The organism is Sulfitobacter sp. DSM 110093 (assembly GCF_022788715.1).
Lineage (GTDB): Bacteria > Pseudomonadota > Alphaproteobacteria > Rhodobacterales > Rhodobacteraceae > Sulfitobacter.
The window spans coordinates 49,422-69,849 of record NZ_CP085168.1; the positions used below are offsets into that span (position 1 = coordinate 49,422).

Below are 20,428 nucleotides of genomic sequence, written 5' to 3' on the forward strand. Positions count from 1 at the left end.
GGCGACAGCTTGAAGTCTTCCCCGCTCGTCGTCGTCATTCAGCGCTTGCCCTCTTAAAGGGCAAGCTTAATTCGCGCCCCGTTCTTGGATCGCGAACAGCAGGTCATCATACGGTTGCTTTCGGCACGTTCGGCCCGCGTTAGAACCATGTCTCGGTGGTCGATTTCCCCCTCGACCACGGCCACCTCGCATGAGCCGCACAGTCCTTCGCGGCAGTCGCAGGCGACATCGATCCCTGCCGCCATGATCGCATCCAGCAAAGTGGTGTCGGCGGCAACTTTGACCACCAAACCCGAGTCCGTCAGTTCCGCCTCAAACGCCTGCTCTTTGTCGGGATCGATACCCGTGGCAGTGGTTGAAAAATGCTCAAAATGGAATGTGCCTTCGGGCAGATCCTTGGTCAGCGTCTCCAGCGCACTCAGCAGCCCTTTAGGCCCACATGCGTAAACTTGCGCGCCATCTTCCAGACCCGCGACCATGTCGGGCAGGTCCATCCGATCACCTTCGTCCCCTGCATACAACGACAGGCGCGCGCCGTGATCACGGGTCACACGGTCCAAAAACGCCATGGTTGATTTAGATCGGCCAGCGTAATGGAGTGCATAACTCTGCCCCAAGGCTTTTAGACGGTCGGCCATCGCAAGAATGGGCGTGATCCCGATGCCACCCGCAACAAGCACCACATGCGGCGCGGTTTCATCAAGTCTGAACAGGTTCGACGGCCCGCGCATACGGATTTCCGCACCAGCCCGGAGGGTTTCATGAATATGCCGAGACCCGCCACGCCCTAATTCCTCGCGCAGAATGGCAACACGATAGCTGTCACCCTCGGGTGCACCGCATAGTGAGTATTTGCGATCATATGCGCCGACGCAAAGCTCGATATGCGATCCGGCAGTCCACTTGGGCAAGGGGCGGCCCTGCGCGTCTTCAATGGTCAGGCCAAGGATGCCGTCAGCCTCTTGGCGTACCTCCGCGATCCGTACCTTTCGAGCGATGTCGCGTCGTGCGGGTGGGCCTACGGCAAAGGTGCGACGGGGATGGATCGCATTCGGGTTGGCTCGCTCTGGGTTCTGTGCGGGATCCCATTCAACCCACAGTTCATCCGGTCCCCGGAATGAGGTGTTGGGTAGGTAGTCAAATTCCTGCTCGGACAGCCGCAAATGGGGCAGGCGGCGGGTCACTTCTTCGAGGAAGATCCGCATTTCCATCCGCCCGATGTTCTTGCCCATACATTGATGCCCGCCATAGCCAAACGTCAGGTGATCAACGGCATTGTCGCGGTAGATATCAAAGGTATCAGCCCTTTCGAAATGCCGTTCATCCTGATTGCCAGAGGCCTGCACAATCAACAACTTTGCGCCCTCGGGCAGATCGACATCATTCAAAGTTGTGGGCGCCGTGGTCTGGCGGCGCCACGCGACGATTGACCCAGCATAACGCAGACATTCCTCAACCGCATTGGGGATCAGGGAGGGGTCCGCACAGATATCGTTCCAAGCATCGGGATGCGTCAGCAAGGTTTTGAACATATTGGCAGACGCCAGCGAGGTCGTTTCATGCGCTGCGACGATGATCGCCATCATCATCGAATGCACATAGCTGTCAGTGACAACCTCGGGTATCTCGGCGTTCATGCGAATGGTATGATGCATCCAACCGGTTCCCTCCGGCTCGGCACGCATCTTTTCGATGATCTCACCCGCATATTGCCAGAAACGCCCTACATCGTGGGCGACCTCAATCTGCTTTTGATCCGAAGGCTTGCCCCATGTGTTCACCGAATGCGCCACGGAAAAGGTCTTGAGGGTGGCGATTTCGTCCTCTGGAACACCAAGGAAATGCAGTGCCACCAGCAGCGGCACTTCGTATAACATGCCATCAATCAAATCGACCCGCCCGCTGTCGATAAAGGCATCAATCTTTTCGCCTGTCAGGCGCCGGATCATATCCTGCTGCTGTTCCAGCTTTTCGGGCATGAAGTGGTCCAGCAGTGCGCGCCGCCGCTCCATATGCGCGGGCTCGTCCTCGTTCACCATGGTGCGGGCCATAGCGTAGTCATAGCCTTTTAGGATCTCATGCGCCTCTGCTGTGGCGGGGGTGATCTTTTCCAAAACATTCCGTGGGGAAAACAGGATAGGGTCGCGAAACACCGCTTTGATGTCATCATACCGGGAAACCACCCAGTATCCCAGTTTCGGGGCGTAAAACACCGGGAGCTGGTCGCGCGACCAACGCAGAGCATCGGCCGGATCAAGCTGATATGGCCCTTCGAAAGCATCAAACGCCTCCGCCATGGCCGCCGGGTCTGTGATCGGACAACCATGCTCCGCGCCTGCAGAGGCGGCTGTGTCAAATGGGCAGCCCTTATCGTTGCTTTCGCTTTGTTCGACCATCCTTTCGCTCCCCCTCACTCACGATGCTCCGAGTCCGTTCTATTTTACGGATAATGAACAGGCCATATTTAACATGATTACGTGTAGGGGCTTCATGGGCCTTGCCGAACCCGCATTTCTTTCAATCGCTAAGGGCTGTGGGGGCAGTGTCGCCACCATGGGTGCAATAATAGCCGAGGCTCGTTGCACGAGAGCAGGGCGCGCGTATCCATTGCCATGGGCCTGTCTAGCGGGGCCGTTTCGATCCTATCGAACGGCGATCTGCCAAACCCAGCCCATGTCGTATCTACTGATCGCATCAATCCATTTTCGACGGCATCCACGTCCGCCCGACAGGGGGCCCGCTGATCGCTTCTTGTCTTGGCTCCGGTTCAGCCAAATGCGGGTTTCTACGGTAAACGACATAAGCCAAGCTCGCCACTGTACCCATCATCGGGATCAAAATCGCCAAAGCAACCACCGGATTTTCAAAGAGCGCGGCCAACGAACCCACCAACAGCCCGGCCCCCATCTGCATGAAGCCCATCAATGACGACGCGGCGCCAGCGATACTTGGAAAGGGGGCCAATGCCGCAGTAGACATGGCGGGCATTACGAAGGCGATCCCGAACGTGTAAAAGGCGACCGGCACCATCACCCGAAGAAAAGTAGTCTCTCCGATCAGCAGCGACAGGATCAAAGCGCTGCCCAAAAGGATCACCCCCAGACCGGGCACAACCAACCGATACGCGCTGTTATGTTTCATAAGGTGGCGAACGACCAATGACCCGGCGAAAAAGCTGCCCGACTGCATCAACATTCCAAGCCCAAATTCGGTCGGGCTGAAGCCAAGCTCTTGCATCAAAATGAAGGGAAGGATCGTGGCCAGAGCGTAAATCGCACCGATTGCACCGGCGATGGTCAGTGACGTCGCCATAAAGTGGCGGTTGGTCAGCAGCGTGAGGTAGGATTGGCCAAGCTGGCGCAGGTTGAGCCGGCTGCGGTCGGGAACAACCGTTTCGCACAGGCCCCAAACCGTCACGCTGATCACCGCAATACCAAAGGCCATCATCGCAACAAATACGGACTGCCACCCTGCATGCATCACCAACAGCCCGCCCAAGGTGGGTGCCAGTGCAGGGGCCACCGCCAAAATGATCCCCATCAAGTTCATGATGCGCGAAGATTCATCGCCCTCAAACATGTCGCGGACCAACGCCCGTGAAATCGCCACGCCTGCGCTGGCTCCGATGCCTTGAACAAATCGCGCCGCGATCAGGGTTTCAATTGTAGGAGCTACAAGCGCCAGTAGGCTGGCAGTCACGAACAAAAGCAGAAAGCCGATAATCACAGGCCGCCGCCCCATTGCATCCGAAAGCGGCCCCGCGATAAGCTGAGCCGAGGCAAAACCCGCAAAATAGAGGGTCAGGGTCATTTTGACCAAGCTGTTCGTAGTATCATAGGCAGAGACAACCTCGGCCATTGCGGGGGTATAAAGCGCCATGGCAATCGGCCCGGTGGCGATGAAAAGAGCACCAATCAAACTAACCCTGCGCACAGACATCCGCGGGGCAACTTTAGCCGCAGTTTGATCACTTATTCGATCTGAAACGCTCATGTGGAAACAGCCCCCGTTGTACGCTTATTGCGGTAAGCGGTCAGATGATTGTCCCGGGCAGTTTTCAGCATACCGCGGAAGGACTGCCAGTCATCGGCGGGTATATCCCCGCGCGTGACGGCTCTCACCTCGTTTCCGATGGCTCTTAATTTGGCCAATAGCGGCGTGGCCTTTTCAGTTACTTGCACCAGTTTGGCGCGGCGGTCTTTTGGATCGACGCTTCGCCGCACCATCCCCGCAGCTTCGAGATTATCCAAAACACTTGTGACGCTCATTGCGCCAAGTCCGGTCAGATCGGCCAGATCATTCTGGCGCAGCGGACCAAAACGGGCCACATTCGCTAATGTCCGCGCCTCACCCGGGGTGATACCTAGCGCCGCATCAGACACCCTGCGTTCAAACTCTGCCCGTAACAAACGGGCGATATCAAGAAGCAGAAAGGACGAGGTATCGGAGTCTATCGGTTGGTGCATGGGTGCGGCCTCACAAATCGTAAGCCTGAAAGATAGTAAGTGGAACGTACTAAATCAACCTTACCCGTTTGCATCTGATTTTGGGCGGAAATGTCGAAGTTATCTCGCGCCTCAAGACTAAGGGTAGCGTTACCCGTATGTGCCGCAGGCCGCAATGACAGCGACGGGGTACAACGTCCAAAAAACGGCAACCAATCCAACCCATCCGGTGGCGATACTCGTCCATTGCATAAAAACCGAAACCGCTTTGAACCGATCCATGTGCAATGCGAACAATAGCGCGACCTGCATAAAGATCGCAGCGAACCACGCAGAGAGCAGTGCGAAACGAACCAGTGAAACATCCTGATAGCTGATCTCTGGCCAGCACAGCCCGCAACCAATCCCATGCAGTCCGTAAATGGCGCTAAAGCTGGCAAGCCAAGCGAGCAGCGGCAGAAGGAGGCGAAGAATGTCCTTCACGCCAACATCCCCGGCAGGTGCGCCGCGAGTAAACTCAGAATGGTGATCGCCGCCAAATAATCGGTCCAGAGAGAGACAATATGCAGCTCTGCCGCGCGGGCGGCCGATGTATATCCCCGCAAAATCCGCGCGATAGCAAAGCTTAGCATCAGACTAACCAAAAGCGCATGCGCGAGCGCATAGGCGCATAGCACACACAAGGTGGCCGCATAGGCATGACCATCAGGCGGCGGCACACGGGACAGAAGCATCGCAAAGGTCAATATCGCAATCACAGTTGCGCCGAACGCAGCAACCAACCCCGTCATAGGACGTGCACTTCGGCAATTGCTGCGTATGGCAAAGCGTATGGCCAGTGCAGCGCTCAGCGCTGCTGCAATCCCGATGCCAAGTTCTGCAAGCGATGGCGTCAACCACTCGGCAGGCGGCCAGCCCGGAGCAACTGTCCATAGAAAGGCGTAGCCAAAAAGCAGTGATCCAAAGAACGTGCCATTTGCCGCCAACAGAAAGATAGATCCCCACCAACCGGGCGATTTTGTTGTCTCACCGGCAAGCGGCAAGTTCGCCCCCCTGCCCGCGTCCTGCGGTCCGGCATCAACCTGCGCGCCCAAACGCCAGACCCAAACAAGGGCCAGTGCCGCCACGCCAGCCAGTGCCAGCGGCGTCAGCCAAAATAGCTTTAGCAAAATCGACACAAAGAACAGCCCCGTCACCGCCGCCATGACAATCGGTAAGCGGGTGTTGCCCGGATAGATAACCATAAAATCGGGTCGGCCCGTGGCGATATCAACGGTCAGCGTTTCGCGTCTGCTGGCCTTTGGATCTCCGAGATAACCTTCGCCTTTGGCCAGACGGTTGGGCAGCCCGGGGTCAGCATGGAAGGGGTCGCGCGATACGACATGCGGCAGGCTGGCAAAATTATAAGCCGGGGGTGGCGACATGCTTGCCCATTCCAGCGTTCCAGCCTTCCAAGGATTGCGCCCGCCGGGCACCGCGACAAAAGCGTGGATCAAGACATCGACCAGTACCATGGCCAAGCCGATCGCCATGACAAAACTGCTGATCGACGAAATTAAATTGATCACGCCCCAACCAGTCTCGGCGTCATGGGTTTCGATTCGGCGGCGTTGGCCCATCAGGCCGACCCAGTGCATCGCCAAAAAAGTGCCGTGAAAGCCGACAAATATCAGCCCAAAGGCCATCTCTCCCAGTCGGAAAAAGCGTTTGCGCCCGGTGAAAAGCGGCAGCCAGTAATAGATGCCCGCAAGGATTGGAAAAACAAACCCTCCGAACAAGACATAGTGCAGATGCGCGGTGATGAAGGCCGTGTCATGCGCCTGCCAGTCAAAAGGCACCACGGCGACCATAACACCGGTCAGCCCGCCGATCACAAAGGTGAAAAAGAAGCCAAGGATGTGCAGCATCGGCAAATGCAGCTCCGGTCGGCCTTTCCACAGCGTTCCGATCCAAGCAAAGACCTGCACCCCGGTCGGCACCGCCACCAGTGTCGAGGCGGCGGAAAAGAACGCCAATCCCATCAGCGGAATGCCCGTGGTGAACATGTGATGCACCCAAAGCCCGAAACTTAGAAACGCCAGTGCCACCGCCGATGCGACGATCCAGCCGTAGCCCAGCAAAGTGGTGCGCGCCATGACTGGTATTATGGTTGAGATCACCCCGGCGGCAGGCAGGAAAATGATATAGACCTCCGGATGCCCAAACAGCCAAAACAGATGTTGCCAAAGCAGGCTGTCGCCCCCCAAATCAGCCTGAAAGAACGGCCACCCAAAGGCGCGTTCAACTTCAAGCAAGACCGAGCCGAGGATCAGCGGCGGGAAACCGGTCAGGATCATCAGCGCGGTGACCAGCGCATACCATGCGAAGATCGGCATCTTGTCGAGCGACATACCCGGCGCACGGTATTTCAGGATCGACACCGTCAGCTCAACCGCCGCACAAATCGCCGAAATTTCGACAAAGGTGATGCCGATCAGCCAGAAATCGGTGTTGATCCCCGGGGAGTGTAAGGGGCCGGTGAGGGGCGGATACATGAACCACCCGCCATCGGGCGCGATCCCAAGAACCAGCGCGATCAACAACATTGACCCGCCAAAAGCGTAACACCAATAGCCATAAGCAGTGAGCCGCGGAAAAGCGAGGTCACGGGTGCCCAGCATCTTGGGCAACAAATAAATCGCCAGCCCCTCAAACGTGGGAATGGCAAAAAGAAACATCATGATGGTGCCATGCATCGTGAAGAACTGCGCAAATGCACCGGCATCGACAAAGGCAGAATGCGGCGTCGCCAATTGTGCACGGATCAGCATCGCCAGAATGCCGCCCACAAGAAAGAAAAAGAAAGCGGTGACAAGGAACATCCGACCAAGATCGGAATGGTTCACGCTGCTGGTCCAACCCTTCCAACCCGGCTCAGAAGCCCAGATCGCGGTCAGCTTGCGGTGGCGGCGCAGTGCAGTCATTGTTCTGCCCCGCTCACAAAGGCATCCCAAGCCTCAGCATCATGGGCTTTTACCGTGAAAACATGCGCCCGATAGCCGGGGCCATTATATTCGGCGGAAAGCCCTTGGAAACTGCCCGGCATATCGGCCTCTATCCTAAGTGTGTTGACGTGGCCGGGAATGGCGTCCAATTTTCCAGCAAGACGCGGCACCCAAAAACTGTGAACGACATCAAGACTGGTAATTGCAACATCCACAGGTCTGCCAGCCGGAATATGCAAAACTCCGTCTGTGGTGTGGCCGGGGCGGCTATCATAGGCAAAGCGCCAACTCCATTGTCGCGCCTCGGCGCTGACGGCAACCACATCGGCACCGGCACGTGGCATCAACCGTTGCCCAGCATGCAGACCATAGACTGTCAACGCGGCAAGGACCGACATGGAGAACACCAGCCCTAACCCTACAATCCAGACTTTGATGCCTGCGGTTTCGTCGGCATCGCAATTCTCCTTCGCGCGAAAGGCCGCCCCAAGCAGGACCAGCACCATTCCCAAGATCGTCGCAGCGCCCGCCAACATCGCCCACCACAGCGTCGAAATGGTACGCGCCGCCGGACCTGCGGGATCGACAACCGAAAGCTCGCCGCTGCAACCAATCAGCAGACTGCACGTTACCCCCATGCAACCGATCCGGAGCCCCCTACCAAAATGACCGAAGAACAAACGCCGCAGAGCGATGAGGACAGGTTGATTGACCCGATTGCCGAAGCCCCCGGTTACCAGCAGACGGAAACCCGCATCGCCGTAAACGGCCACCCGATCCACGCGATGAGCGTGGCTTTTCCGGTGGCGCTGTCTTTCTGCCTTTTGGGGGCTGATGTTCTCTTTTGGTGGACCGGCGATGCCTTCTGGGCGCGTGCCGCGCTTTGGGCGGCAGGGACCGGCTTTCTCTTTGGCATGCTTGCTGCATTCTCCGGCACGGCTGAATTGCTGTTGGTGCGCGGCATCCGCGCACGCGCCGCAGCGTGGACCCATGCAATTATTGCCGTGACCTTGCTGTCGGTGTTGGGGGCAAACTGGGGGCATAGGCTTTATGGCTACGAGGCTGCGGTGCTGCCCTACGGTATCCTGCTCTCTGCACTGGGTGCAGCGATGGTGGCCTTTACAGGGTGGCACGGAGGCAAGCTGGTGTTCGATTATCATTTGGGCACATCAAAGGGCAATTGACCGTTCCGGGGGCTAAGCAACCAATCAGGGAGGGTGACCCCGTTGAGATCAGGCTTTCCCAAAACAAGAAACAGGATCGAAACCATCGGCACCATGGCTGCCGATAGCGTCATGAAAGCGGGCGCTGTTTTGCGTTCGTCCGGCTTTTCGGCGACCTGCACAACCTGATGGCCGATCCAAGCATGTGCCGCCGCCAGCGCTGCGACAAAAACGAGCTTGGCATAAAACCACGGCACAAAGGCTTTGGTTAGAAAGATTAGCCACGTCCCCGCCACTACAGCAATGATCGCCGCCGGGGTAACCACGATCGCATAGGTCGTATGGGTGGCCCTGCGAATGCGTTTGTAATCTTCGGGTGTGACGGCAGGGTCATGGCGCGAAAGCATCAATGGCAGGGCAAGCAACCCGCCGCACCAAAGCAACAGTGCCGCAATATGAGCGCTTTTGAACAACGTGATCAGGCCCGGATACAAATCGCTCATGTCACGTTGCCCGCCCTCAGCGCGATCCAATTTCGGCGGGCCAGCGAAACAGCCAGCACAGCATAAGGGATCCCCGCAGGCACCCACATCAATAGCCCCCCCAGTTGTTGATCTTGCAACGGCGTAAGCCCCCAAGCGTAGGGCGCCATAAAGTGAGCCGCATAAAGCGACTGCGGTGCAAAGGTCAGGATCGCGCCTAGCATTCCCATCTGCGCAAAAGCCGCGACCGTCAGGGATATCGCTTCGACCGCTGATCGCTCTGGCGCGAAAACCTCACGCCAGAACCAGATAGCGCTGCCCAATAGCGTCAGTTGCATCAGCCAATAGACCCCGACATGGCTCAGGGCGGCATCATAGGCCATCGGCAGATGCCAAGCCCAAAGAACGACCGTAGACACAACAAATGCAATAATGGCCGACCCTGATCGACGCCTCGGCAAGATGCTTGCAATAAGCGGCGCGGCTACCGCGACCAAAAGGACGTGATGTAAGACACGGGCAGAGAACAGGGCCGACGACAAAGCGCAGAGCGGTGAGACGAACGCCAGTACGAGTGCCAACATGGCCCAAGCTGCGTTACGTTTACGTGCAATGGCAAAAGCAAGAAGCCCCAAGCAGGTCAAAAGAATAGGATCAAGGTTCCAGCTTGCCCATAGATCGACAGGATCCGGCGCGGGGCCGCAATATACTTGGTTCCACGCATCGTTAAACATGCTGCCCCCGGTTTCTGATCACGTTTGCGCCGTGACCCTCTATCTGGCTGCGCCAATTCATTTGACCATAGGCAATTTCTATCGGGGCCCTCAAGATGCGCCCTTTCTAAGAGCGGATGTTCGACTGCACGCTTAATTCACTTTCAATTCCTTGACTCTCAAAAACGCTGAACCAGCTTTTATCAGCGTGAAGGTTCGTCGCTCTTTTTGTGCGCTACCAAGCGGGCTCAGATGGCGATCCATAGGTTCTAAGGAGGGGCAATGTCTTACTCGACAAGACGCGGCGTTCTGAAAACCTTGCTATTTGGCGGCACTGCCCTCGCCGCTCCAAGTGCCCTTTGGGCCGTGGAATATGGCCGCGGCGAAGGTATGCCTTGGGCCCCCATGCGGGGCGATCCGCCCTATTACGGCACAACCGAAGCTCGTTTTTTTACTCCCGACGAACGCGCCGCTGTGGCGGCAATTTCTGCGCGCCTCATTCCCAGCGATGATGACGGACCCGGCGCCACCGAGGCCGACGTCGTGACCTTTCTTGATCGGCAGATGGCAGGGTTCTACGGGCGTGGGCAGCACTGGTATATGAAAGGCCCCTTCGCAGAGGGGACCGATACCCAAGGCTATCAAAGCGAATACCCACCCGCAGAACTCTATCGGCACGCTTTGGCCGAACTGGATGCCTATTGCCGCGCGCAGGATGATGAAAGTTTTGCCGGGCTGTCAGAAGGCCGGCAGGACGAAATACTGACAGGGTTAGATGAGGAAAAGATCACTTTTGGCGCGGTCTCAGCCAAGGTCTTTTTCGATCTTATTCTAAAAAACACAATCGAGGGGTATTTCGCCGATCCGACCTATGGCGGCAATCGGGATATGGTTGCTTGGCGATATGTCGGCTTTCCCGGCACCCGCTACGATTACCGCGATTTTGTGAACCACGGTGGTGCGCCGATCCCTCTTGAACCAGTCAGCCTTATGGGGCGACCGGGATGGAGCCGCCCCTAGATCGCATGCAAGGCCGCCCCGTGAGCGGCGATATAAGAGGTACCGATGACACGAGAGAAGCTCGCAGGTTTTGATGTTGTCCTTGTCGGCTTCGGCTGGACTGGCGCGATCTATGCCGAAAAGCTGACCGCCGCCGGACTGGAAGTGCTGGCTCTTGAGCGCGGCCCATGGCGCGATACGTCAAAAGATTTCGCCACCACATTCGCGCAGGATGAACTGCGCTATTATTGGCGGCACGGCATGTTTCAGGAAACCGCGCAATCAACCCTGACTTTTCGTAACAACGGTGCAGAAACGGCGCTGCCGATGCGGCATTGGGGATCGTTCCTGCCCGGCAATGGTGTTGGCGGTTCGGGCGTGCATTGGAACGGACAGACCTACCGTTTCCTGCCATCCGACTTTGTTGCGCGCAGCCATAATGAAGAACGCTATGGCCCGCTGCCCGATGGCATGACGGTGCAAGACTACGGGGTAACCTACGACGAGCTTGAGCCGCATTTCGATTATTTCGAAAAGATCTGCGGCATCTGCGGCAAGGCTGGCAATCTGAACGGACAGACCAGCCCGGGGGGCAACCCTTTCGAGGGGGCGCGCAGCAGCGAATATCCCAACCCACCCATGCAGATGACATTCTCGCAAGATCGGTTCGAAGCCTCGGCCTGCGATCTTGGACTCAATCCTTTTCCAGTGCCATCTGCGAATATGTCACGCGCCTATGTCAATCCACTCGGTCTGCAACTGGCACCCTGCACCTATTGCGGGTTCTGCGAAAAATATGGCTGCGGCAACTACTCGAAATCCTCTCCCCAGACCACGATCTTGCCGGTGCTGATGGAGCGCCCAAACTTTACTCTACGGACCGAATCCGAAGTGTTATCAATCGAAAAATCGCCAGATGGATCGCGCGTAACAGGCGTGACTTATGTTGACACCAGCGGCGACAGTTTCTTTCAGCCTGCGGAGATGGTTGTGATGTGCGCCTATCCGTTGGAAAACACCCGACTCATGCTCTTGTCGCAGATCGGGACACCCTATAACCCGCAAACTGGCAAAGGCGTCGTCGGCAAGAACTACTGTTATCAGGTAATGTCTGGTGCCACGGTGTTTTTTGAAGACGAATTTACCAATGGATTTGTCGGTGCCGGGGCACTTGGCATGGCCGTGGATGATTACAACGGTGACAATTTCGATCATAGCGGGTTGGGGTTTATCGGCGGCGGATATATCGCCTGCTACACGACCAACGCCCGCCCAATTGAAAGCCATCCCGTCCCCGATGGCGTTCCTGAATGGGGCAGTGCCTGGAAACAATCCGTCGCCGCCAATTTTCTAAAGACAGCCACCGTAGGTGTGCATGGCGCGTCAATGGCGCACCGCAGCAATTATCTTGACCTTGATCCGACCTATACCGACCGACACAATCGCCCCCTTTTGCGCATGACTTACGATTTCACGCAGAATGATCGCCGACTAACCAATCACCTCACGCCAGTCTCCGAAGACATCGCCCGCGGCATGGGCGGACGCGAGGTAAAGGTTTCTGAGCGCACGGGTGCCTACGACTCGGTCCCGTATCAAACCACCCACAACACCGGCGGCACGATCATGGGCACCGATCCGCAGACCAGTGTGTGCAACCGATTTTGTCAAAGCTGGGACATACCCAATCTATTTGTCGCTGGGGCCGGTTTGTTTCCCCAGAACGCCGGCTATAACCCCACCGCCACGGTCGGCGCTTTGGCCTATTGGTCGGTCGATGCAATTATCAATCGATACTTGCCTGACCCCGGGCCTTTGGTGCAGCCATGATACGAACCACCATCATAACAGCTGTTGGGGCTGCTGCCCTGTCTTTCGCCGCACCAGCTCAGGCGCAGGAATTAGCGTACTCTCAAGTTGAGCGTGGCCGCTACCTGACCTCTGCCGGGGATTGCAAAGCTTGCCACACCGACATCGAAAACGATGGCCAACCCTTCGCCGGCGGACGGGCGATGGCAACGCCCTTTGGCACTATCTACTCGGCTAATCTGACACCCGATGCAGAAACCGGCCTTGGCCGATGGTCGCGGGAAGATTTCTACAATGCTCTGAACGAAGGCATTGATGACCAAGGCAGGCACCTTTACCCCGCGATGCCTTATCCGAATTTTACCCTCATGACGCGGGACGATACCGACGCGATTTTTGCATATTTGCAATCCCTCGAACCGGTACATAAAGAAAAACCCGAGAACGAATTTCCATTTCCGCTGAACATCCGGATGTCTGTCAGCGGCTGGAAAATGCTGTTCTTTGAGGATGAAGAGTACCGCACCGATCCCGATCAATCCGATGCGTGGAACCGGGGGCGATTTCTGGTCGATGGGCCGTTGCATTGCGGCGCATGTCACACCGGAAAGAACCTACTCGGGGCGAGCGTTGACGATGAATATATGCGGGGCGGCTTGCTTGAGAACTGGTTTGCCCCAAACATTCGCGGCGGCGAAAATGGTGGTATCGCGCATTGGGACGAGGATGACATCGTAGAACTCTTGAAGGATGGGCGCAGCAAACACACAGCACCGATGCAGCGCATGGGCGAAGTGGTGTCCTTATCCACGCAAAACCTCCGTACCGACGACCTGCGCGCCGTGGCAACCTATCTCAAAAGCCTTGACGACCAACCGCCCGAAACTTTGGATAAAATTGACGCCGCGCTGGCGGAAACGGGCGGCGCCCTATATTTTGACAATTGCGCAGGTTGCCATGCCGCTGACGGCTCCGGCGTGCCATATATATTCGCACCGCTCACGACCTCTAACAAGGTGCACGCTGAAGACCCATCAACCGCTATCCGCATTATCCTTGGTGGCGCCCGGGCAGAGCCAACAGACAATGTGCCGAGCATCCCCGCCATGCCGCCCTTCGCATGGAAACTGTCAGACGCGCAGATTGCCGATTTGCTGAGCTATCTGCGCGGTTCTGGCCCGCGCCGCGCCGCGCCCGTTTCCGCGTCTGATGTCGCTGAGGTGCGTGGGTATCTAAGCGAAGGGCATTGAAGGTGTCAGTTTTCGGTAAAGCGGAGGGTGGTAGCGCGGCACACATCAACAGGTTGATCGACTCTGTTGTGTAAATCAGCTGACGAACGGCTCTCCCCTTTCCCCAAGCGGATTTATCCTAGGGCTTTCGTGACAGGGATGCCAAGGGCGGTGTAACCGTCCAGGATTGCGACGCGCATCTGAACTTCCGCGACCTGCCGGCCAAAGTCGCGCGCTATCAGGCGCTGGCCAACTAGCATTCACACAATGCATCTTTGTCTCATCGTGGCTTCGGCAGTGGTAGCCGCTCCACTTTCGTCAGAGCGCCCGACCCAGATATCTCGATGCGCAAAGTGCGTCGTTTCTGGCGATAGCACCGGCTGTGGTTGGCTTCCATGGCTGGGCATTCCGGCGCGGCGGGATAACTGCGTCCGCACCGCGGTCAGCGATGGCCTTGTGACATCGGCGTGTGTCGTAGGCACCATCGGCAGTGACGCTGCCAATCTCCTGATCGGGTGGGATCTGGCCTAGTGGATGAGGCAACATCGGTGCATCCCGAGTGTTGCTGCCGGTGATCTCAACTGCTCTGATTTCTAGCGTTTGCTCATCAATGCCGATGCGGATCTTACGCCAGATGCACGCCTTCACCCCTCGACCTTGATGCCGGTGCTATCCACTGCCCGGCAGTGGTTTGTTTTCAAACCATGGGAGGGGATCAGCAGGTGCAGCGGATCCTTCGCGCGATGACATGGAATGCCCACCGAAAGCGTCCTTTGACGGCGGGAGATAGTGCTGAAGTTAGGCACGTCCCAATCGAGGCCCGTCAACCGAAGCAGGCTTTCTACAAAGCCGTCGTCTGGCGCAGCACCATCCCGAAAAGCACTTTCATCGTCAAACAGGTTTGGAACGCAGTGCCACTGAATGTCAGCGACCCACCCCTCTTGCCGAAGGGTCCGGCATCTCAGTTCACTCCGCTGAGTTCGCGAGTATCTCGATACACTGGACGAGGCCGCCTTCGGTGCCGCCAGCGAGGTGCAGCCCAAGTTTACCTCGCATTTCGACCCGGCCAGCCATTGGACTGCCGCCCGCAAAGGCCCAGCATTCTTCAGTTATTTCGACAACTACCTGATCGATACGGATCACGGCGTCATCGTCGATGTCAAGGCCACGCGGTCCATTCGGCAGGCCGAAGTCGGCTCGACACGCACCATGCTAGACCGCGTTAAGGCCAGGTTCAACCTGCATCCCGAACGCCTGATCGCTGACACTGCCTATGGCACCTGGAGCCGGGCGGACTTCGAGTGGGACGTTGAGAACGACCAATACATTTGCCCCGAGGGCCAGACACTGAAACAATTCCGGCGAAATTACTCGGACCCGAACCGGGGGCCGAGCGGACAGGGCAGAACCAAATACCGTGCCCTAAAACTGACTTGCCAGGCCTGTCCGTCTAAGGCCAAACGCTGCCCGAACGCAGATGCAAGATCGATTACCCGCGAAGAGCACGAGGACTCCCGCCAGATTGCCCGAGACATTGCGAATACCAAGCAATACGACATATCTATGAAGCTTCGGAAGTAGGCCGAGATGCTCTTCGCGCACCTCAAGCGCATCCTCGGTCTCGGAAGGCTCTGATTACGTGGCCCATGCGGTGCAAACGACGAATTCCCGCTTGTCGCAACCACCCAAAACCTCCGGAAATTAGCCAAGATCTTTCCCGGGCCGCAGCAAGTACGAAAAGCCTAACCGGAAAGGCGCTCGCGCAGCATTTGTAACGGTCATTTCTGCGCTCGCAAACGTTAGTTTTTCCACAAAATCGGCGGAGAGTAGCCGTTCGCCGCATGTTTAATGAATGCCTGCTTTAGGAAAGCACATATAAATGCTGGCCTTCGTTCATCGGGTTGAACCGGAACCCAAATGCGGACGTCATTGGTAGCGGCTTAGAGCTGTCTGGCCAAGCCGAATGGAGTGTGAGAGCCAGCCTCTCGCGGGCCCAGGCAATGTTGAAGCTGGCTCAACGCATTGATTTTTAGAGTGATTCAATAAATGCAGCTCAGTGGGCGGATATGAATATCTTGCCGATGTCGTAATCACAGTTAAGAATGCCTTATTTAATCAACGCTGGATACTTTCCAAGTAAGCCAAAAGTCCCGCCAGAATTTTTGGCGTTGGGTTCATCACACCATTCACCTCGATTGGCACGGTATCACTTGCCATAGCGCCACCAAATTGGGGCATCACCCTTCCGAAATGGCCGTGTTGAGGATCGCCATAAATATAGCTTAATGCACGGGCGCGGGGGGAAGAGCCTTCATTTTCACTGGCCAACAATGTCAGGTCTGTTGGTCTTGGATCGAGCCGTACCGACGAAAGGCCGTCGCCAAGCCCCGACATCCCGTGGCAAGAGGCACAGTTCGCCGCAAAAAACTTGGCTCTATTATGGGTTTCGGGCATTGAAGGTACTGTGCAGGCGGCTAAACTAGCGCCGATGATTGCGAGAGGGAATAGCAATAACCTCGAAGTTGGCATAGCTAAGGGTAGCATACCCTATAGGAATAAGCACGAGCCTCAGCTGTAAAAAGTTTGCATTTTCGGCCTTGAAGGCGGAGCGTTAAACAAGAATAATTCGTGACCCTTGCTGTCAAAGCTCTGACCCCTCGGAGCATTGGGCGGTCCTTCCCCTCCTTTGACCCAAGGGTGCTGACGTCAGGCAGTTTCACATGAAATCGGAACTTGATTTTTGCTACTGACTACAATGGTGGCGCTACGCTGGAGGCAAATCTCTCTCCCGGCGAAACGTCCAACCGTGGCCGGTGGTGCCCAATGTCCGCACCAACGAAAGATCATCGTGCTGCAGATAGCGTGAAACGTGGCGCGATTGCGTAATCAACAGTAGCCTGCGTTTGCATGAGCATTGTCGCAAAAGTGTCTTTCGCTCGGAGAAAAATTACGGCCCAATGCCAAATTTGATCTAAGTCAAAACACAGTCATGTCCTTCGTGCGATCCGTTTCCCAAAGATGAAGGGAATCGGGATATGTTCGATACGCTCAAATTGATCGCGCTTGCGCTCATTGTGTTCTTAGCGGCACTGGGCGCGGATTGGGCGCGTGATCCGGCTTATATGGTCCATGCGCTGCTGATCATGGTGATCGCGGCAGGGCTGTTTTTCTGGCAACTGCGCCAAATGCCTGTAGAGGCGGGCGAAATGGCTCCCGCCTTTGTGCCGCAGGGCTACATGGACGGCCCAGTGCGTTACGGGGTGATTGCCACGGCCTGTTGGGGCGTGGTCGGCTTTCTTGCCGGGACTTACATCGCTTTCCAGCTCGCCTTTCCCGCGCTCAATATCGAATGGGCGCAGCCCTATGCCAACTTTGGCCGCCTGCGCCCGCTGCACACCAGCGCGGTAATCTTTGCCTTTGGCGGTAATGCTCTGATCGCGACCTCCTTTTATATCGTGCAACGCACATCGGCGGCACGGCTCTGGGGCGGCAACGCGGCTTGGTTCGTCTTTTGGGGCTACCAGCTTTTCATCGTTCTGGCGGCGACAGGTTATCTGCTGGGGGCAACACAATCCAAGGAATATGCCGAACCGGAATGGTATGTCGATATTTGGCTGACCATTGTCTGGCTAACCTACCTCGCTGTGTTCTTCGGCACGATCCTAAAGCGGCGCGAGCGGCATATCTACGTGGCGAACTGGTTTTTTCTAGCCTTCATCATCACCGTGGCGATGCTGCATGTGGTGAACAATCTGGCGATCCCTGTGTCGATCTGGGGCTCCAAGTCCGTGCAGGTTTTCTCGGGCGTGCAGGATGCCATGACGCAATGGTGGTACGGCCATAACGCCGTGGGCTTTTTCCTGACCGCCGGTTTCCTTGGGATGATGTATTACTTCGTGCCAAAGCAGGCGGGTCGCCCGGTCTATAGCTACAAGCTGTCGATTATCCATTTCTGGGCGCTGATCTTCCTTTATATCTGGGCCGGTCCGCACCACCTGCATTACACCGCGCTGCCGGATTGGGCGGCGACATTGGGCATGGTGTTTTCGATTATCCTGTGGATGCCCAGTTGGGGCGGCATGATCAATGGTCTGATGACGCTTGAGGGCGCGTGGGACAAGATCCGCACCGATCCGATTATCCGCATGTTCGTCGCGTCGCTGGCCTTCTATGGGATGTCAACTTTTGAGGGGCCAATGATGTCGATCCGGGCGGTCAACTCATTGAGCCACTATACCGATTGGACCATCGGTCACGTGCATTCCGGCGCATTGGGTTGGAACGGCCTCATCACTTTTGGCGCACTCTACTTTCTGACACCACGACTTTGGGGACGGGCGCAGATGCATTCGCTCTCGGCGATCAATCTGCACTTCTGGCTCGCGACCGTGGGTATCGTTCTCTACGCGTCCTCGATGTGGGTATCGGGTATTATGGAAGGCCTGATGTGGCGCGAGGTGGATGCCAATGGGTTCCTCGTCAACAGCTTTGCCGACACCGTTGAAGCTAAATACCTGATGTATGTGGTCCGTGGTTTGGGTGGGGTTCTCTACCTCGCCGGCGGTGTCGTGATGGTCTGGAACATGTGGATGACCATCCGCGCCCCCGAAGCCCGCCCCATCACCGTCGCCCTGCCAGCGGAGTAAGATCAATGGCCAAGAATCCCCAAAGCCCGAATTACGACCCCGCCGACGACCCTAAGGTCGTTACCGCCCGCAAAGGCGTGAAGCGGGGAAAAGTTCCTAATGAGCTACCACCCGAGACGCAGACGATCACCTTTCACCAGCGGTTTGAGCGCAATGCGACCCTGTTGCTGATTGCCTCGCTGGCGGTGGTCAGCGTCGGTGGCATTATCGAAATCGCGCCGCTCTTCTGGCTGGAGAACACGATCGAGGAGGTCGAGGGCATGCGCCCTTATTCGCCGCTGGAACTGGCGGGGCGCGAGATCTACGTGCGCGAGGGCTGTTATGTCTGCCACAGCCAGATGATCCGCCCGATGCGTGATGAGACGGAGCGCTACGGTCATTACAGCCTTGCCGCAGAATCTATGTATGACCACCCATTTCAATGGGGCTCCAAACGCACCGGGCCGGATCTGGCGCGGGTCGGAGGGCGTTATTCGGATGAGTGGCACGTCGATCACCTGATGGATCCGCAATCTGTCGTGCCGGAAAGCGTCATGCCGAAATATGCCTTCTTGATGGATACCAAGCTGGAAGGCGATGATGTGACCGATCTTGTTGAGACCCACCGTATGGTCGGCGTGCCCTACAGCGATGAGATGATAGCCAGTGCGAGCGGAGATTTTCGCGTACAGATTGATCCTTTCGGCGATTATGACGGCCTACTGGAACGCTATCCCGGCGCACAGGTGCGCAGCTTTGATGCCCAACCGGGGGTCAGCGAGATGGATGCACTGATCGCCTATCTACAAATGCTCGGAACGCTGGTCGATTTCTCGACCTTTGTGCCCGAAGCTAACCGCTGAGGAACTTGCCATGGACACCTATTCCTTCCTGCGTGAACTGGCCGACAGCTGGGCACTGCTGATCCTGACGCTCATCTTTCTTTGTGTCATCGGCTGGGCTTACCGCCCCGGCTCGCGCGCCCTCCATGAAGATGCGGCGGATGTGCCTTTCCGGAACGAGGACCCTGACCAAGATTGCTATGACGGAGCCCGCCAATGACCAACAATCGCAAGATCGACCCCACCACCGGGACCGAGACCACCGGCCACAGTTGGGACGGTATCGAAGAGCTGAACACCCCTCTGCCGCGCTGGTGGCTTTGGACCTTCTACGCCACCATTGTCTGGGGTGTGATCTATACGATCCTCTACCCGGCTTGGCCGATGGTTTCGGGCGCGACGGCGGGATTGTTAGGCTATTCCACCCGCGCCGAAGTCGCAGCCGAGATCGAGCGCGTGAACCTGTCGAACGCAGATCTGATCGACAGCCTCGTTACTGTTGATTTGGCTGTGCTGCGGGACAACGAAGACCTGCACCGCTTTGCCGTCCAAGCCGGGCGCTCGGTCTTTGCAGCCAATTGTTCGCAATGCCACGGCGCGGGGGCGGGGGGCGTTGTGGCTTCGGGGTATCCCAACCTGTTGGACGATGACTGGCTCTGGGGCGGCACTATGGACGACATCGCCTATACCGTCCGTCACGGCATCCGCAACGAAGAAGACCCCGACGCGCGGTTCTCGGAAATGCCGCCGTTTGACTGGATGGAAGACGCCGAATTGGATGCCACCGCCCATTTCGTGCGCAGCCTGTCGGACCTCGGTCACAACGCGACCGCCGCCGCGAAAGGGGCCGCGCTTTACGCCGACAATTGCAGCGCCTGTCACGGCGAAAAGGGGCTGGGCAACCGCGAGATAGGCGCTCCGAACCTTGCCGATGCGATCTGGCTGCGTGGCGACAGCCAAGAAGCGATTCTACGGCAACTCAAAGCGCCGCGCATGGGGGTGATGCCGCCTTGGCAGGCGCGTTTGGGAGAAGCCGAAGTCCGGGCTATAACCGCCTATGTCTATGGACTGGGAGGCGGTGAGGCCGCCGTGGGCGATGCTGAGGATGCGCCCGCCCAATGAGCCAGCGCAAAAGAT

At 57.2% G+C, this 20,428-nt stretch carries 17 protein-coding genes and 2 pseudogenes; 9 read left to right on the top strand and 10 right to left on the bottom strand.

The window, feature by feature from the left end:
- Positions 1-53 precede the first annotated feature (53 nt).
- The 6 genes from DSM110093_RS17005 to DSM110093_RS17030 all read right to left on the bottom strand — a co-directional run bounded on the left by DSM110093_RS17005 (position 54) and on the right by DSM110093_RS17030 (position 8,067).
- Positions 54-2,396, bottom strand: a complete 2,343-nt coding sequence (locus DSM110093_RS17005; RefSeq protein WP_243267902.1) for a cytochrome P450/oxidoreductase — start codon at positions 2,394-2,396, stop codon at positions 54-56.
- A 298-nt stretch (positions 2,397-2,694) separates the two neighbouring features.
- The gene (locus tag DSM110093_RS17010; protein ID WP_243267903.1) at positions 2,695-3,939 is read right to left on the bottom strand and encodes a multidrug effflux MFS transporter; all 1,245 of its coding nucleotides are present in this window, start codon (positions 3,937-3,939) and stop codon (positions 2,695-2,697) included.
- Between the two features lie 50 nt (positions 3,940-3,989).
- The gene (locus DSM110093_RS17015) at positions 3,990-4,466 is read right to left on the bottom strand and encodes a MarR family transcriptional regulator (protein ID WP_243267904.1); all 477 of its coding nucleotides are present in this window, start codon (positions 4,464-4,466) and stop codon (positions 3,990-3,992) included.
- 129 nt (positions 4,467-4,595) lie between these two features.
- Positions 4,596-4,928 (bottom strand): hypothetical protein, encoded by a 333-nt coding sequence (locus tag DSM110093_RS17020; protein ID WP_243267905.1) that lies wholly within the window; start codon positions 4,926-4,928, stop codon positions 4,596-4,598.
- On the bottom strand, positions 4,925-7,408 hold the full coding sequence (gene ctaD / locus DSM110093_RS17025) for a cytochrome c oxidase subunit I (RefSeq protein WP_243267906.1): 2,484 nt from the start codon (positions 7,406-7,408) through the stop codon (positions 4,925-4,927). The genes DSM110093_RS17020 and ctaD overlap by 4 nt, the downstream gene beginning before the upstream one ends.
- Complete coding sequence (locus DSM110093_RS17030; RefSeq protein WP_243267907.1) at positions 7,405-8,067, bottom strand: cytochrome B; 663 nt, start codon at positions 8,065-8,067, stop codon at positions 7,405-7,407. Before DSM110093_RS17030 ends, ctaD begins: the two co-directional genes overlap by 4 nt.
- 27 nt (positions 8,068-8,094) lie before the next feature.
- On the opposite strand from DSM110093_RS17030, the gene DSM110093_RS17035 reads away from it, so the two are divergent.
- Positions 8,095-8,613, top strand: a complete 519-nt coding sequence (locus DSM110093_RS17035; RefSeq protein ID WP_243263417.1) for a DUF2231 domain-containing protein — start codon at positions 8,095-8,097, stop codon at positions 8,611-8,613.
- On the opposite strand, the gene DSM110093_RS17040 is transcribed toward DSM110093_RS17035, so the two are convergent.
- Both DSM110093_RS17040 and DSM110093_RS17045 read right to left on the bottom strand, forming a co-directional pair.
- A complete protein-coding gene (locus DSM110093_RS17040; RefSeq protein ID WP_243267908.1) occupies positions 8,586-9,095 on the bottom strand; it encodes a CopD family protein in 510 nt (169 codons plus the stop codon). The genes DSM110093_RS17035 and DSM110093_RS17040 overlap by 28 nt on opposite strands.
- Complete coding sequence (locus tag DSM110093_RS17045; RefSeq protein ID WP_243267909.1) at positions 9,092-9,808, bottom strand: cytochrome c oxidase assembly protein; 717 nt, start codon at positions 9,806-9,808, stop codon at positions 9,092-9,094. Before DSM110093_RS17045 ends, DSM110093_RS17040 begins: the two co-directional genes overlap by 4 nt.
- Positions 9,809-10,069: 261 nt before the next feature.
- On the opposite strand from DSM110093_RS17045, the gene DSM110093_RS17050 reads away from it, so the two are divergent.
- From DSM110093_RS17050 to DSM110093_RS17060, 3 genes are read left to right on the top strand one after another with little or no spacing between them, the layout of a single operon-like run.
- Positions 10,070-10,807 (top strand): gluconate 2-dehydrogenase subunit 3 family protein, encoded by a 738-nt coding sequence (locus tag DSM110093_RS17050; protein ID WP_243267910.1) that lies wholly within the window; start codon positions 10,070-10,072, stop codon positions 10,805-10,807.
- 45 nt (positions 10,808-10,852) lie between these two features.
- Positions 10,853-12,616 carry a GMC family oxidoreductase gene (locus DSM110093_RS17055; RefSeq protein WP_243267911.1) on the top strand — a complete coding sequence of 588 codons (1,764 nt, stop codon included), beginning with the start codon at positions 10,853-10,855 and terminating at the stop codon, positions 12,614-12,616.
- Entirely contained in the window at positions 12,613-13,845 is a 1,233-nt protein-coding gene (locus DSM110093_RS17060) for a c-type cytochrome (RefSeq protein ID WP_243267912.1), read from the top strand. The genes DSM110093_RS17055 and DSM110093_RS17060 overlap by 4 nt, the downstream gene beginning before the upstream one ends.
- Before the next feature lie 113 nt (positions 13,846-13,958).
- Here the strand turns inward: DSM110093_RS17060 and DSM110093_RS17065 are convergent.
- Positions 13,959-14,785 (bottom strand): annotated as a pseudogene (locus tag DSM110093_RS17065) (IS5 family transposase); the annotation flags it as partial.
- Positions 14,786-14,787: 2 nt separating this feature from the next.
- Between DSM110093_RS17065 and DSM110093_RS17070 the strand changes: the two are divergent.
- Positions 14,788-15,570 (top strand): annotated as a pseudogene (locus DSM110093_RS17070) (transposase); the annotation flags it as partial.
- A gap of 369 nt (positions 15,571-15,939) precedes the next feature.
- Here the strand turns inward: DSM110093_RS17070 and DSM110093_RS17075 are convergent.
- On the bottom strand, positions 15,940-16,278 hold the full coding sequence (locus DSM110093_RS17075; RefSeq protein WP_243267913.1) for a cytochrome c: 339 nt from the start codon (positions 16,276-16,278) through the stop codon (positions 15,940-15,942).
- Positions 16,279-16,859: 581 nt separating this feature from the next.
- Between DSM110093_RS17075 and ccoN the strand changes: the two genes are divergently transcribed.
- The 4 genes from ccoN to ccoP are packed head-to-tail and all read left to right on the top strand — an operon-like array spanning position 16,860 to position 20,413.
- The gene (gene ccoN, locus DSM110093_RS17080; protein WP_243267914.1) at positions 16,860-18,470 is read left to right on the top strand and encodes a cytochrome-c oxidase, cbb3-type subunit I; all 1,611 of its coding nucleotides are present in this window, start codon (positions 16,860-16,862) and stop codon (positions 18,468-18,470) included.
- Between the two features lie 5 nt (positions 18,471-18,475).
- Entirely contained in the window at positions 18,476-19,312 is an 837-nt protein-coding gene (gene ccoO, locus DSM110093_RS17085) for a cytochrome-c oxidase, cbb3-type subunit II (protein ID WP_243267915.1), read from the top strand.
- A 10-nt stretch (positions 19,313-19,322) separates the two neighbouring features.
- Complete coding sequence (locus DSM110093_RS17090) at positions 19,323-19,511, top strand: cbb3-type cytochrome c oxidase subunit 3 (RefSeq protein ID WP_243267916.1); 189 nt, start codon at positions 19,323-19,325, stop codon at positions 19,509-19,511.
- Entirely contained in the window at positions 19,508-20,413 is a 906-nt protein-coding gene (ccoP, locus tag DSM110093_RS17095) for a cytochrome-c oxidase, cbb3-type subunit III (RefSeq protein WP_243267917.1), read from the top strand. Before DSM110093_RS17090 ends, ccoP begins: the two co-directional genes overlap by 4 nt.
- The last annotated feature ends 15 nt before the right edge of the window (positions 20,414-20,428 follow it).